General features: G+C 46.3%; 10 protein-coding genes, 1 tRNA gene and 1 pseudogene. 5 read left to right on the forward strand and 7 right to left on the reverse strand.

Annotation, left to right across the window (positions count from 1 at the left end; all coding sequences use genetic code 11):
* Positions 1-14: 14 nt before the first annotated feature.
* Positions 15-212: pseudogene (locus tag FHS60_RS10500) on the forward strand (IS982 family transposase); the annotation flags it as partial.
* A 631-nt stretch (positions 213-843) separates the two neighbouring features.
* Here FHS60_RS10500 and FHS60_RS01035 read toward each other — a convergent pair.
* Complete coding sequence (locus tag FHS60_RS01035; RefSeq protein WP_183693815.1) at positions 844-2,484, reverse strand: hypothetical protein; 1,641 nt, start codon at positions 2,482-2,484, stop codon at positions 844-846.
* Positions 2,485-2,499: 15 nt separating this feature from the next.
* The gene (locus FHS60_RS01040; protein ID WP_183693818.1) at positions 2,500-4,617 is read right to left on the reverse strand and encodes a TonB-dependent receptor; all 2,118 of its coding nucleotides are present in this window, start codon (positions 4,615-4,617) and stop codon (positions 2,500-2,502) included.
* 904 nt (positions 4,618-5,521) lie between these two features.
* Between FHS60_RS01040 and FHS60_RS01045 the strand changes: the two genes are divergently transcribed.
* Complete coding sequence (locus FHS60_RS01045) at positions 5,522-5,854, forward strand: PadR family transcriptional regulator (RefSeq protein WP_009347329.1); 333 nt, start codon at positions 5,522-5,524, stop codon at positions 5,852-5,854.
* A gap of 19 nt (positions 5,855-5,873) precedes the next feature.
* Positions 5,874-7,547, forward strand: coding sequence for a PspC domain-containing protein (locus FHS60_RS01050; protein WP_183693821.1), 1,674 nt, complete (start codon positions 5,874-5,876; stop codon positions 7,545-7,547).
* Between the two features lie 703 nt (positions 7,548-8,250).
* Here FHS60_RS01050 and FHS60_RS01055 read toward each other — a convergent pair.
* Positions 8,251-9,705 carry a carbon starvation CstA family protein gene (locus FHS60_RS01055; RefSeq protein WP_183693824.1) on the reverse strand — a complete coding sequence of 485 codons (1,455 nt, stop codon included), beginning with the start codon at positions 9,703-9,705 and terminating at the stop codon, positions 8,251-8,253.
* A 110-nt stretch (positions 9,706-9,815) separates the two neighbouring features.
* On the opposite strand from FHS60_RS01055, the gene FHS60_RS01060 reads away from it, so the two are divergent.
* Positions 9,816-10,625 (forward strand): RsiV family protein, encoded by an 810-nt coding sequence (locus FHS60_RS01060; RefSeq protein ID WP_183693826.1) that lies wholly within the window; start codon positions 9,816-9,818, stop codon positions 10,623-10,625.
* A gap of 135 nt (positions 10,626-10,760) precedes the next feature.
* On the opposite strand, the gene FHS60_RS01065 is transcribed toward FHS60_RS01060, so the two are convergent.
* The 3 genes from FHS60_RS01065 to rsfS all read right to left on the reverse strand — a co-directional run bounded on the left by FHS60_RS01065 (position 10,761) and on the right by rsfS (position 14,165).
* The gene (locus FHS60_RS01065; protein WP_183693829.1) at positions 10,761-11,618 is read right to left on the reverse strand and encodes a phosphatidate cytidylyltransferase; all 858 of its coding nucleotides are present in this window, start codon (positions 11,616-11,618) and stop codon (positions 10,761-10,763) included.
* Positions 11,619-11,689: 71 nt separating this feature from the next.
* Complete coding sequence (gene ftsH, locus FHS60_RS01070) at positions 11,690-13,795, reverse strand: ATP-dependent zinc metalloprotease FtsH (protein WP_183693832.1); 2,106 nt, start codon at positions 13,793-13,795, stop codon at positions 11,690-11,692.
* A 10-nt stretch (positions 13,796-13,805) separates the two neighbouring features.
* Positions 13,806-14,165 (reverse strand): ribosome silencing factor, encoded by a 360-nt coding sequence (gene rsfS / locus FHS60_RS01075; protein WP_183693834.1) that lies wholly within the window; start codon positions 14,163-14,165, stop codon positions 13,806-13,808.
* Between the two features lie 277 nt (positions 14,166-14,442).
* Here rsfS and FHS60_RS01080 point away from each other — a divergent pair.
* A tRNA-Gln gene (locus FHS60_RS01080) sits at positions 14,443-14,513 on the forward strand.
* A 133-nt stretch (positions 14,514-14,646) separates the two neighbouring features.
* On the opposite strand, the gene FHS60_RS01085 is transcribed toward FHS60_RS01080, so the two are convergent.
* Entirely contained in the window at positions 14,647-14,934 is a 288-nt protein-coding gene (locus FHS60_RS01085; protein WP_183693837.1) for a hypothetical protein, read from the reverse strand.
* Between the last annotated feature and the right edge of the window lie 14 nt (positions 14,935-14,948).

The raw sequence follows: 14,948 nt of genomic DNA on the forward strand, positions 1-14,948 counted from the left end.
AAACAAAAATCGCTATGATTACCGAAGACAAAATTATAGAAATCTTTTGTAATGGCAGATGATTTCTGCAAGTTTTTGATGCTATGATAGCAAAATATACGCTAAAGCCTACTGGGAAAAGAAAATATCATCGAAGTTCTACAATGTCAAAGGCAAAAGTCATGCTGATAATGATTCTTTTCCACACTTTCGGTTATCGCTGCTTTAAACATTCATCCCCGAATTGCATTGGTATTATCCATGAGTCCCACTAAACTCAGCCCTCCCACAAATATCCTTAGTGTGTTTGAAAATACAATAAGGCTGTCAGCTGACATCCTTATTGCGCCAGCTCGCACCCTTATTGTTTTTGTGAGCGCGACAAATAAGGCTGCAACTAAGAGAAAACACACTCCTCTCCCGAGTTTGTTTTTTTGTTGTCACGCCGTCACGTCGTCACAATTTGAGTATAACTAACTGAAAATCTATGGATTGGGTGCGTGACAACAACGTGACAACGCGTGACAACAAATAATTCGTTGTTACGCTCGCAACCTACTGTTTATCAGCGTATTTACTCTGCGGTGACAACGTGACAACAAAATTCAAGTTTTTACTGGTAGGAGTGATAATAGAAGCAACAATTTCTATCCACCACCCTCAGCTGTATCGCACAGCATCCACTTCTGCTCACGCATATCTTTACTCCCTCAATGCTTGTAATGAGAAAAATAAAGGGTTCATCCCAAAATTGTACTGGTGTTTATGAGTACAGAAAAGTACCAATGCAATTCGGGGATGAACCTTTATTTCTTGTGCGATTAACTCTCCTCTTTAAGCGATGAGAGAATACGGGGCATTTGCCTAAAACCAGAAACCGGCATCGCTATGCTTACTGTCACCGTGGAAATTCCACCAGAAATCGAGGACTGCTGTTTTGATGTCAGTCACTCCGAAAGCTTCCATGAGCGAGCGAATAGATGTCAAATCTTTCTGTGAATAGTCCTTTGCATCGTTGCTCAAATTGTCAAAATCCTTAGCGAAAACGCTGTTGTCGAGTTCTCGTTCATCGCTATCCATGTAGATGTTCATCGGAATAGAGAGGGTTGGCATCCATGCTTCATCCTGCAACTGGCTGGCAGAAGGAGTACAGAATTCGCTTGCCTTACCAGCATTAAATTTGGACTTGCGGGCACGCATCAAGCGTATTTCGAGATTAAACTGCTTGTGGGTTTGCAGAAAGCAGAAGTAACCTTTCTGGCCGATAGGATTTTGCTCGCCGGTGAATTTTGCTCCGTCGTGCTTGTTGGTCTTGTCCCATGGTGTCGTATCGCAATAGACATACTTGAAAAACTTGGTGGAGTTTTCATCGTCTACATTTTTTTCGCCACCGTAAGAAGGGCGGATGTTCTTGGCTAGGAAAAAGTGTTGATAGTGTTTGTTCTCATCGTTTTCCTCGATTTGCGAAGTGATATCGTTTCCTGATTTGTCATAATAATGAATGACGAAAGCAGACACATAATAGTCTTTGCTGCTTCCCATGAGGTTCACACTTGAGGGATTTTCTGTATCAGCTATCCACTTTCCATCATTTAAGGTATAGATGAGTTTGTAATTTTTCCCGATATATTTGAGTTCTTTCGGTGTAGGGTTCTGATGGAAGGCATGCGGTCCGTGCAGGTGTCCGTTGTAGATTTCGATCACAGCTTTAGCTGGCTTAAAGAGCGAAGGATCGAGTTCCGTACTTTCATTTGACTGGCCATCGATCACGATAGGCAGTTTTACGTTGATGTCCCACAGTCCAGTGCTGAGCAGTTTTCTGGCAGGACTATAGAAAGGAGAAGGCTTTCCATCGTCTCCGAATTTGCTTTCTGCAGCGTGAAGCAGGTCGACCGAGAGTTCAAAACGTTGTCCGGATTTCACAAATTTGATGAGTCCCTGGAAACCCATCGGGTTGGTTTCGCCGATGAACGTGCCGTTTAGCTCATCAATATAGCGGTAGTCATACGGCAATTCTGCCTTGTTCGTGACGCGGACAGAACTCAGTTCACCGTTGTAGTTCACTGATTTGAACATCGAGAAGAAGTGCTGATGTATCTTGTCCTGACCGAGAGAGAAGAACTGATTGTTCATCATTTCGCCCTTGTCGTTGTAGTATTCCATCTTCAGGAGATAGACTACAGAGGGGGACTCAATGCTATTCTTCACTTGGAAAGCCTTGGTACTACTCGTTACGTGCCAGCCTTTACCCTTCGTCGTCTGCCATTCAATCACCTGTGGAGAGGTAGGAGAGGGAATGAAATTAGCCATTTTGGGTGTTTTGTCGAAGGTTGCAGCATCATCGAGAGTGCCTTCTTGCAAGATGAACACTGCACGGACTGGATCTTCGTGCAGCTTGTTCTCTTTTTCGTTTTCAGGATTTTCAGGGTTGCAGGCCATAAAAAAGCTGGTTGCAACAGTGCTTATGAAAAGCACAAAAGCGTTTATAAATTTCTTTGTTTTCATCGTTTTATGTTTTTATTAGAAATTCCATGTAATCATACAGCGCACATCACGCCCCATGTCGTGGGCGTAATAGCGGCTGCGATTGGTGTACTCCTTATATTCACGATTAAGAATATTATCGCCCATCAGGCTTATTCGTAGTGACATTCCTTTTTGTATTGGCACGGAAAAGCTCGCTTCAAAGCCTATGAGATGATAGGCATCGGGCGTGAAAGCAATGAGGTCGGTTGCGGGGTTGAAGCGCGTTTGCTTGGCCACAAAGCGGTGGCTAATACCAATTTTGGGCGAACAAGCTTTATAGAAAGGTAACGCCCACGTCAGCGAATGTGTTAGTCGGAAACTCGGAATGTAGGGAAGATAGGCATTAGAAGGTTTTTCGCATGCCCAAATCATGGCCGAAACAAGGTGATAATCGAGTGAACTAATGGGTCTGATGTGTGCATCTAAGTCGACACCTTTAAAGAAAGCACGTGTCTGTCTATACTGAAACACAGGATAAGCACCTGATATAACAGTGATGTTTCGGCCTGTCGGCTGGTCGTAGATGTAGTTGTTGATCCATTGAAGATAGCCGTCAAGCTGAATGTTGAAATACTTGTTGGCATACTTCAGAGATGTAATCCACTTGTAACTCTGTTCGGAACGAAGTGTAGAATCACCTTTTACAAAGATGCCAGAGCTTAGTTCATTTCCGTTACTATAAAGTTCATAGACGTGCGGAGCACGCCAAGCTACACCGAAATGTGATGTCACTTTCAATTGCCTGTTGATGTGATAATGAGCACCAAGGCTATAGATAAAGTTTGTAAAATCACGCTTTCCACCATATCGTTGGCCTGTCCAGTCGTAGCCGTCGGCTTTGGTCTGCTGTCCGTCGAAACGTGCTCCAGCCTCCAATCCCCAGCGATTAGTTGTGAATTTCTGCAATGCATAGAGCCCGAAAGCCACCTCAGTATAATTGGGAATGATAGGAACGACACCAGTTCCACGCTCATTATGGTTTTCTGTTACAAGCACTTGGGTACCAGCTTCGCTCTTCCATTGTCCATAACCTTTGTTCCAGACAAGAGAATTCTGCAGCGATTTTAAATGTAGGCTGATAGTAGGAATGTTGGAATGGTTCATACGTCGGATGCGATTCTCACGTCGGTTATCTTGCTGAAAGGTAGACTGAAAGGAGAAATTGCCGATGGCTTGATGATTAAAAAAAGCCTTGAAAAAAGCCGTGTGATGGGTGATTTGCTGAAAGGGATAGCCAATATGCCGACTGAAGGGAGTGAAATCGACGGGTCGCCCCAGTCTTATTCGCTCTTGGAGCAACTGCTCATTGCCCATCTGTGCACTCTGCATAACGCCAAGTTTCTGTGCAAATAGGCTGTAGCCTGCTTCTAATCGCCATGGCTTGTGGCTGTAGCCAAGAGTCATCGAGAGGTTGTTTTCACGCATACCCGTGTTGTTCAATAGGTAATGGGCAGTGCTTCTATCTCCTCCATTTTCGCTGTGCAGGTGTAGACGCCACGCCCAGTTTCCGCGCCATTTGAAACTGTTCTCCACATAACCAGACGCCCCAAAACGCCTGCCATTTGTACCGTAAAATGTTGAAATCATGCCACGAAGACCTCTTTTTTCATAGGGTAGGGGCGATGGTTGCATGAGAATGATACCACCAAGTGCCTCGGAACCGTATTTAACGGCATCTGCTCCTTTCACCACTCCAATGTTACTATAGTTGTTCTTATCTACTTCGGGAGCATGATCTGCACCCCATTGTTGACCGGTTAGTCGGGCGCCATTGCTCACCATGAGAATACGGTTGCCATACATTCCATGTATGACTGGCTTCGAAACGATTGTTCCTGTCTGGATAGAACTCATGCCACTGACTCCTTCGAGCAATGCTCCCAATGATCGTCCCATGGCTTCTGAGATTGTAATCTGGTTGATTTGACTGCCTACTTGATTTACCCCCGTCACTTGACGGTGGCCTGAAACCACGGCTTCATGTAGGCATATGGAGTCGTGAACAAGTTTATCGGAAGCGCCTCTCTGCGCTTCTGAGGGAGCACACCAGCACAGGCATATGAATAAAACGCCTGTCCACTGATGCCTTCCTGATTTAAAATTGAGCATCATTGTCTGAGAATAAATTCAATAGTTGGTTTTTCGGCGATTCACTCGCGCGAAAAACCGGTAAAATCCCTACAACAAAGCCTTGTGCGCACGAGTGAGTGCACAATTTAAACTTTCTATTTTTCTTATTATGTCAGTTGAAATAAGGCTTTGTATGTACGCGTAAATGCACACTTCTCCCTTACGTTGTGAGGAGTTGATTAGCCAACTGTTGGAGGAGAATGACTATTGACTGACGCAACAGCTCGATAAACAGTCTGTTCTGTGAATACAAATTTTACGACCCAACTTACCGCTATAATGGCTATAAACACAGAGGGTTTGACAATTGTGGACACGTGCATGAAGTAGTCACACACGTAGCAAATCTGCTTTACAGAGACTTCATGATTAGCTGAAACCTTTGCCTTGCCATTATAAGATGTGTCGTGATAGTGGAAACCTTTAAGAACAACAGCTGACATGAACATTATAACTAATGTCCATGCATAAATGAGTTTTATGGTTGCTCTTGGCTTCATTAGGGTAAAATAGGGGCATGACAGCAATGAATCGTTCATGCCTTGAATGAAATTTGGTGTAAAAATACAAAAAAATGGTATGTCATACTCTTTCATTCGTTTATTTATGTGATTTTGAAATGTATTAACATTTCTGCATAGTTTGTGACGCTGAAAGCTGAAACAAGATAAATTGAATTGCACGAAGAGGCGAAATTGCGAAGATTTCTTCTTTTCTGTATTCTGTTTGTAGCTATCAAAATCAATTGTTTGTTGTTGTATAATCTGCTTTAAATCTAAAATAAACTTAAAATATAGATATTTTCAAGTACTTTGTATTGCAAGGTATTTATAAAAGTATATATCTTTGCAGTACAAACAAGTTGGTAATATAAACTTATGAGCTTATGAATACAGACAACGCGAAATCGCAGATGCGGAAAGGGATGCTGGAATACTGCGTTCTCTTGCTCCTGAGCCGACAAGCTTCTTACGCGACGGACATCATCGCGCAGTTGAAGGAGGCGGAGCTGATCGTCGTAGAGGGAACGCTCTACCCATTGCTTTCTCGCTTGAAAAAGGACGGACTCCTCTCTTATCAGTGGCAGGAGTCGACGCAGGGGCCTCCCAGAAAGTACTATGAACTTACCGAGGACGGTCGCACAGCCTTGCAGGAACTCAACAGTGCGTGGGCGCAACTGACACGCACAGTAGACCTGCTCAAACAAAATCAAGTTTAACAATCAAACATCTTTACTTATGAAAAAGAATATCACGATCAATCTTTTCGGACAACTCTACAACATTGATGAGGATGCTTACGAATTGTTGGAAAAGTACCAGAAAAATATCCGCAGCTATTTTTCTCGCCGCGAAGGAGGTGAGGAAGTGGCCGACGATGTAGAGCACCGCGTGGCTGAGCTTTTTGCCGAACTCAAAGAACAAGGTGTGGAGGCTATCACCATTGAGCAGGTGGAGAGCATCATCAACCGCATTGGCGATCCGCAGGAGATGGAAGAAGCAGAAGAAGGCGAAGAGACAGCTCCTGGCGCTATGCCGCCGCCTGTCTATGGAGAAGGCACCACGCGTCGCTTCTTCCGCGACCCTGAAGACCGTATGCTCGGTGGTGTAATCTCGGGGGCTACAAAATATTTTGGAGGAACTGATCCCCTGCCTTGGCGCATTCTTTTCGTGCTGGCTGTTATCTTTACCTGGACAGCTTTGGGGCTTGTCTATTTAGTGTTGTGGGCATTGATTCCTGAAGCGCGCACAGCCGAGGAGCGTTTGCAGATGCGCGGCGAGCCCGTGAATCCCTCCACCATTCGGGACGAAGTGATGCGCGGCGTAAAGGCCACTCAGGATTTTGTGGCAAATCCGCGTGTGCAGTCCCAAGCCACAGGGTGTTTGGGTATTATGGTGAAAGTCATTCTATTCCTGGTGATGGGTTTTGTAGTGCTGATTCTTGGCAGCATACTCCTCACGATCCTTATTTCAATGATAACCTTTGGTGCAGCCGCAGTGGCTGGTGTGGAATCCGCCAGTTGGGGTGGGCCATTTGCAGAATTGTGCGAATTTCAGAGCCAGATGCCCGATGTGAAGTGGTGGATATGGATTGGTCTCTTTTCAGGTTTGATACTCGTTGCTATTCCTCTCGTTGGTATCGTGCGCGCAATGTTTCGCAAACCCAATAGCGAACCGATGTCGGTAGCTACAAAAGCCACCTTCACTATTATTTGGGTCATTGCTTTTGGTCTGGCTCTATTCTCAACTATTACAGGTGTGATGCGCGCAAAAACGTTTACCGACAAATACAACGAGAAGCAACGCGTTGTTTATCATCAGGAGAATACGCGCAATGGCGTTTTCCTCGATGATAGTAGCTGGCGCTATCTCGATAGTGAAGGATGGAAAGTAGTTAGATTGAGCGGTACGGATGAGGCTTCTGATTCTTTCGACGATCCACTTTACGATTCTGACAATAGCGAAGATTGTCCGGAGGTTGAAGGTCTTCACTTGGAAGCTGATGAAGGTAAAAATTTAGACTTCGAGATTCAGAAATCGCTTACAGTTTCGCCAGGTGTTTACAAGATTCAAGGTATGCGTCGAGTGGACGGGCAAGGCATCACGCTTTATGCCGTCTTGGATAGCAGTTTAGTGAAGACACAGGAGTTTGAGCCAGGAGTTTTTATGAGTAGCGAAGAGAATAGTAGAATTCTCGAAGACTTAGTTCCGAACGCTAACATTAAAGCTATAGAGAGGAATCTGATGCAGACACAATGGATGCCGTTCTCGATGATTGTTGAAGTGAAGAAAGGCGGCTTGCTCTCCTATGGTTTCTCCACTGCGTCCAGTTTCCGCCGCAATCCGCTGACGGCTCGAGAGTTTTCTACGGCCTATGTCAATATTATGCGCATATCCGGAACGGCTAAATAGTATGCAGCAAAGCAGGGCGTGACGGCTGGAAAGTCTGCAATGAAGAAAACCATTATTTAGACAATATAGTAAGTTGGAAGTCCGCTTCGTTTCTCTTAGGGGCAATGGTGGACTTCCATTTGTTTTGTTCAAAGCGGAAGTGATATTTTTAGTTGTTTTTAGTGCGCTATTTCTTTACATTTGTAGTTGCTGAAATAGAACGGGAAAGATGCAGCTTTTGCTTTATTTGCGCAATTTTTTCGCACATTGTATAAATCCAAGGGCATATTTTATGCACCAAAATCTTGCTTTGTTCATGAAATATGCTGATTAGCCCCCTTTTTCTTCAGTTTTTTCAAAAAAATGACCTATGCTACGCCGTAGATTTCCTTATTGTATCCGTCGACGCAATAAGGAAGCCAGCTGGCGCAATAAGGCTGTCAGTCGACAGCCTTATTGTATCTGTGCGCGGAAGCCTTTTTCTATGTTCTCAAGAAGGCGGAATTTTTCATCTCCTTTCTTTGTTGTTGGGAAGTATGCGATTCTATATGGTGTAAAGTAAGAATATGTTTTACAAAGTATGTTTTCTCTGTCGCGCTCTCTTGATACGTTGTAAAATGTATTCTTTGTGTCTGTATTTTTTTCTGAATGGGCTTGTCTTTTGTCTACAAAAAAGCCACCCACGCTCTTTGTGCAGGTGGCAGTGATACAAGTATGCAATGGTTTATTGCTCCGGTTGGCCCTTGTCTTTCTTGAGCCAACGGAAGAACCATAGCGTGGTGACGATGAGAACAAATGCGCCAACGCAGTAGGAAGTTGTCAGTCCGAAGTTGAGCATTGTGTCGGAATAGCAAGCAAAGGAAGTGCACACCACCGTCATGAAAAGTGCGGGGATGAGCGTGATGATGTAGGGCTTGTGCTCGCGCGCCAGATACACAGTAGCGGTCCAAAGCGTGAAGACTGCAAGTGTTTGGTTCGACCACCCGAAGTAGCGCCAAATGATATTGAAGCCGTCTTTATCGGCTATATTGAACCAGAGCAAGAAGCCCGCAGCCGCAAAGAGAGGAGCAGCCACAAGAAGGCGGTTGATAATGGGGCGTTGACTGAACTTGAGGAAGTCGGCAATGATGAGGCGCGCGCTGCGGAATGCCGTATCGCCGCTCGTGATGGGAGCTGCAACAACGCCGAGGATAGCTAAGATGCCACCCACGATGCCCAACCAACCTTTGCTCACAGCCGTTACCACCTCGGGCGCTTGTGCCAGCGTTGTACTGCCCACGGCAGCTGCTCCGCCATCGTAGAAGAAATAGCTTGAAACAGAAGCCCACACCAGGGCCACAATTCCCTCTGTTATCATGGCACCATAGAAAATGGCGCGCCCGCTCTTCTCTGATTTCACGCAACGAGCCATGAGCGGACTTTGCGTGGCATGAAAACCGCTGACAGCTCCGCAGGCTATCGTGATGCAAAGGCAGGGGAAGAGAGCAGAACCGTCGAGATTGGGCGTTGAAGCCATGTCCCACACTTCAGGCAATGAGGGCCATTTCACAAGTAGGTAACCGCCCAAGGCCACAGCCATGAAGAGAAGCGAGAAAGCAAAGATGGGATAAATCTTGCCAATGATTTTGTCGATGGGGAGCATCGTGGCCAGCATGTAATAGATGAAAATGACGCCCACCCATAACATGATGTGGAATGTCTTGGCATCAGCGGCAGGTGCAGTCATTCCGCCCAAGATGAGAGCTGGGGAATAGACAAAGACAGTACCCACCATCAGCAGCACGATGATGCTGAATACCAACAGAATCTTTTTGGCGGAAATGCCGAGGTAGATGCCGACGAGTTCGGGCAGTGATGAGCCGCCATGGCGCATGGAGAGCATACCGCAGAAATAGTCGTGGACAGCACCAGCAAAGATGCAGCCGAAAACAATCCATAGGTAGGCGGCAGGGCCAAACTTTGCACCCATGATGGCGCCAAAGATGGGGCCCGTTCCGGCAATGTTGAGGAACTGAATCATAAAGACCTTCCACGAGGGCAGTACGATATAGTCCACTCCGTCGGCCTGAGCCACAGCGGGCGTGGGGCGATTGTCGGGGGCAAATACGCGCTCAACGAAGCGCCCATAAAGCAGGTATCCGAGGATAAGAGCTATCAAACTGATGATGAAACTTATCATATCTTTTATTTATTTGTTATCCATTCGCAAAAATAGTAAAAGAAGATATAAGTGTGTTGTGGTAAAAAGAAAATATGCTTTAGTTTTGCAAACTAAAGATTTAAAATACGATGATAAAGATTAGCAAAAGTTTGCCCGTTCTGCTGTGGCTGGGAGCTTGCGGAATGGTGTTTGGATGTGCTCCGAAAGGTGAAAACAAGGGCAGTGCAGAGCCTGCTGCGGCCGATACCACGGCGATGATGGTGGATTCTGCTCGAATGGATTCAGGTATCTGTTATTCTTCTGTTCTTCTCACTACGCCTAAGGGGGCTGGTGAAGCATTGACCCATAGTGTGCGTGAATGGATCAGTGAAGAACTGGGCGGTTCTTATAGTGGCGACTATGCCGATGTGAAAGGAATGGCTACCCACTATATGAAGGAGGGACTGAAGCCACTTCTGGAAGAAAGCGCAGAGTTTAGGCTCGACGGAGTGCAACTCTATTCGAAAGTTGCTGTGGAAAAGCTGGCTGAAGGAAAGTCGTATTTGACCATGTCTTGCTTTTTCGATGAGTTTGCTGGTGGAGCGCACGGAATATCTATACTGCGCGGCGCAACATTCCGTAAGTCGGACGGCCGCCGCATAGGGTGGGACGTTTTCAAAACTAGTTCTGATGCATTTCAGAAACTGATGAGTGACTCGCTGAAAGTTTACTTCAATGTGAAAACCGATAAAGAACTTGCCGAGGTTTTGATGATTCCAAATTCAGAAGGACCTGTTCCACTGCCACTTTGTGGGCCGCTTTTCACGAAAGAGGGCGTTCTGTTCCAGTATCAGTCCTACGAAATATGTTGTTATGCTGATGGGCAGCCCAACTTTGTGATTCTGTACAAGGTCCTCATGCCTTTCATGATGGAAACCGCAAAACGACTGTTGCAATAGTTCGGCTCATCGTTTCGACCCATTTTTCAAACAATAAAAACGCCACGCTCCCGATTCCGAGAATCAGGGGCGTGGCGTTGTTTATGAGGTGAGCCGAGATCTTTTGCTCTCAATGAGCGAGGAGGCTCAGCGTGGTCAATAGCAGAAGGCTTCGAGCGAATAGAGATAGATGGTGGCAGCGGGGATGGCTAACAAAGCACTGTCGAAGCGGTCGAGCATACCGCCATGTCCTGGTAGAATATTGCCGCTGTCCTTGATGCTAAGTTGTCGCTTAAAGAGGCTCTCCACGAGATCGCCCCAAGTGCCGAATACGCATACTGTGAGTGCAAGCCCCATCCATTGGAGCACCGTCATGTTACCACCAAAGGCTGTTTTCAATAGTACGGCTGCAATGAGACAGAATACTCCGCCACCGATGCTTCCCACCCAACTCTTATTGGGAGAGATGCGCTCGAAGAGTTTTGCAGGAAAACGCTTGTGGAGCAAGCTTCCGCAGCAATATGCTCCAGTGTCGCTCGTCCAGATGAAGATGAAAACGCTCAGCGGGAGTACCCAATACTTCGTGCTGTCCCCGCTAAAAATAGCTTGGCTAAATTGAGACAAGACGATGAGCATAGAGAACGGCAGGGCAATATAGAGCTGAGAGGCAAAGGCATAAGCCCAATTTCGCAGCGGGTTCTCGTCTTTGAGATAAAGTTCGCTAATGGGGAGATAGAGGATAGTGAGCAGATAGGGGATAAAAGCTTTGATGTCGACGATCCCAGACATGACGAAGGCGAAACTAAAGAAAAGATAAACGCCAGCCGTCGTACTGATGAGGCGGTTTACGTTAGCTCCCGTGTGGTTATTGACGTTGGTGCCGAACTCCCATACGGTGACTCCCGTGATAAGGGCGAAGAGCAGCGTGAAGGACAGAGCCGAGCCGATGATACACCCGATGACGACTAAGAGAAAGAGTGTGCCAGTGATGGCGCGAGTAACTAAATTGTTCATTATGGGCAGATGGGTATAAAATAGAGAAGTCCCGCAGAAGCACCTTACGGCGTTTCTGCGGAACTCATTTGTTATTGTTTTTCTTCGTGCTGATTGTCAGTAGAAGGATTTTCTTCGGAAACAGGAGGTACTACTGGAATGGGTGGAAGTTCACTGCCAGCAGTGGTTGGAGGAATAGGCGGCGTTTCCTGCTGTGGGGCGTTGGCCGCTTCAGCAGCTTTCTGTTTCTCCATGGCGTGTTGTTGAGCCATTTCTTCAGCCTTTTTACGATTGGCAGCCTCTTGCTCTTCCAGCAACTGGTCGCCGCGACTCTTCCATGGGCGCGGACCGAAAATTTCTTCTACATCCTCGCGATAGATGACCTCGCGCTCCACGAGTAACTGGGCCAGACGAGCGTGCTTCTCTTTGTTCTCGGTGAGCAACTTCTTGGCGCGCTCATATTGCTCTTTGATGATGCGATGCACTTCAGCATCAATTCTCTCGGCCGTCTTTTCTGAATACGGTTTGGAGAAATTGTATTCATCATTATTATAATAGCAGAGGTTGGAAAGTTCGTCGCTCATACCGAGGTAAGCCACCATTCCATAGCTACTCTTGGTGGCGCGTTCCAAATCGTTGAGTGCACCGCTCGAGATGTGGCCCGTGAAAAGTTCTTCAGCAGCACGTCCGCCCAACAAGGAGCATAATTCGTCGAGCATTTGTTCCTTCGTTGTGATGGTACGTTCTTCGGGCAAATACCAAGCTGCCCCGAGTGCTTGACCGCGTGGGACAATGGTGACCTTTACGAGCGGGTTAGCGTATTGTAGTAGCCAGGAAACACTGGCGTGGCCAGCTTCGTGGAGCGCGATGACCTTTTTTTCGTCCTCCGTCATCACTTTTGTTTTTTTCTCCAGACCTCCGATGATGCGGTCGATGGCATCAAGGAAATCCTGCTTGCTCACTAACTCGTGCTTATAGCGGGCAGCGATGAGCGCAGCTTCGTTGCAGACATTGGCAATATCTGCTCCGGAGAATCCTGGAGTTTGACGAGCCAAGAGTTCAATATCGAGAGCGGTGTCGTACTTCAGCGGACTGAGATGTACCTTAAAGATAGCCACGCGTTCGGGCAGGTCGGGGAGATCTACATGTATCTGGCGGTCGAATCGACCAGCGCGAAGCAAGGCTTTATCAAGGATGTCGGCACGGTTGGTAGCTGCCAAAATGATAACACCTGAGTTTGTACCGAAGCCGTCCATCTCGGTGAGTAACTGGTTGAGGGTGTTTTCGCGCTCATCATTTCCGCCGAACGCTGCATTGCGTCCGCGGGCGCGTCCCACGGCGTCAATCTCGTCAATGAAAATGATACTTGGTGCTTTCTCCTTAGCTTGTCGGAAAAGGTCGCGCACACGGCTAGCACCAACACCTACAAACATTTCAACAAAGTCGGATCCAGACATGGAGAAGAACGGCACGTTGGCCTCTCCGGCTACTGCCTTGGCTAACAAAGTCTTACCAGTGCCCGGAGGTCCTACGAGAAGTGCGCCCTTGGGTATCTTACCGCCCAATTCAGTATAGTGTCCTGGATTTTTGAGGAATTCTACAATTTCCTGCACCTCTTGTTTTGCACTCTCTTGTCCTGCAACATCTTTGAACGTTACATGCACACCATCGCCTTTCTCAAAGAGTTTTGCTTTGCTCTTACCTACGTTGAAGATGCCGCCACCTCCACCGCCGTCGCCACTGCTGCGGCGGAACACCCAGAACCAGAAAAGGATGATGAGCAGTAGGGGGAGGAAGCTCGTTAATAGGTTTGAAAAGAGACTGTTGGATATCTCGTATCGAATAGGGCCTTTATATTGGGCAAGTTCTAAGAATCGTTGCACATCATCAGTAGAGGGGATTCCAGCAGTAGCTGTTGGGTTTTGTCCAGCCTTACCGCTGTCTTTGCCAAACACATCGCGGATGTGACCACTATCAATAAGGATTTTTGCATTCTGCTCGCTCTTATTGACCGTGATACTCTTTGCATAGCCTTTTTGAACGTAGGCTTTGAAGGTGGTATAGTCGATGTCCTTATCTGCTGAGCCGCCAAAGCCTGTGCCCATGAAGAGCACGTAGCTAAGCCCCAAGACGATAAGGAGATAAAGCCAAGTGAGATTGAACTTGGGCATCTTATTCTTTGAAGCGTTCTGTTTCATGTTTTACGTGTTAGTCTAAATTGGGAATCTCCGTCAACTCGCTGTCTTCCCAGAGATTCTCTAAGTCGTAATACTGGCGCGCAGAAGGGACAAAAACATGCACCATGACAGTACCATAGTCGAGTGCAATCCATTCAGCCTGCTGCTCTCCTTGTACGGAGGCCGGTTTTTCGCCCATTTCCTTTCGGGATGTATCAGCCACCGATTCAGCGATGGCTTCCACCTGCTGCGGATTGTTGCCTGTGCAAATCACGAAATATTGGGCAGGTGCTGTGCCAATTGAAGTTAAATTGGCTGTTATAATATCAAAGCCTTTCTTCTCTTGGATTCCGCGAACGATGGAATCCACCAGTTGGGTCGTTTCTGTCATCTTTTTTTGAGTACAATTATTTGAGGAACAAATTTAGTGCTTATTTTCCGAACGACCTTGTGCCGATGATGGAATAAAATAAGGACGTTGCGATTTTTGCTTATGTGGCGGGTTAACAAAGAATGTGCCGAAAGAAGAAAATCTAAGTTTTAGGCAGATACAATAAGGCTGTCAGCAATTTTTTTAGAAAAAGTTGTGGGAACATTTGGTTTTTATGAAAACAAGTACTACTTTTGCACTCGCAATCGGGAAGGAAAGCCCGAAAGCCCAAAGGAATTGGGGTATGGTGTAATGGTAACACTACAGATTCTGGTCCTGTCATTCTTGGTTCGAGTCCGAGTACCCCAACACAATTTAGCCGCTACAAGTCAAAAGATTTGTAGCGGTTTTCTTTTTATGTTTGTCAATCTACATCTGCCAGTTCTATTCGGATTGGCTTATTTTGTTGTTGCTTTCTTCAAAACAGTTTTCTAAAATAGCCTCAAAAGTCTTGGGATACAATAAGGATGTCCATTTGAAAGCTGTGGAAAAACCTGTGGAAAACTATGTGAATTTCTGGTGGAATAAGCTTGTTTTTGCCCTTCTTTATTGTGTTTGTCGATAGCCTTATTGCGTTTGAAAATACAATAAGGCTGTTAGCTGACAGAATAAGGATGTCAGCCAGCGCGCTTATTGTATTTGCGAACATAATAAGGGTGATAATAGTTGGGAGAACTTCCTCCTCCGATGTCTCTGATTCGTCCAACAGGGCTGAGGGGCTATTCTTCATTTCGTCCGAATCGT

It is taken from the genome of Alloprevotella rava, from assembly GCF_014195585.1.
Classification (GTDB): domain Bacteria; phylum Bacteroidota; class Bacteroidia; order Bacteroidales; family Bacteroidaceae; genus Alloprevotella; species Alloprevotella rava.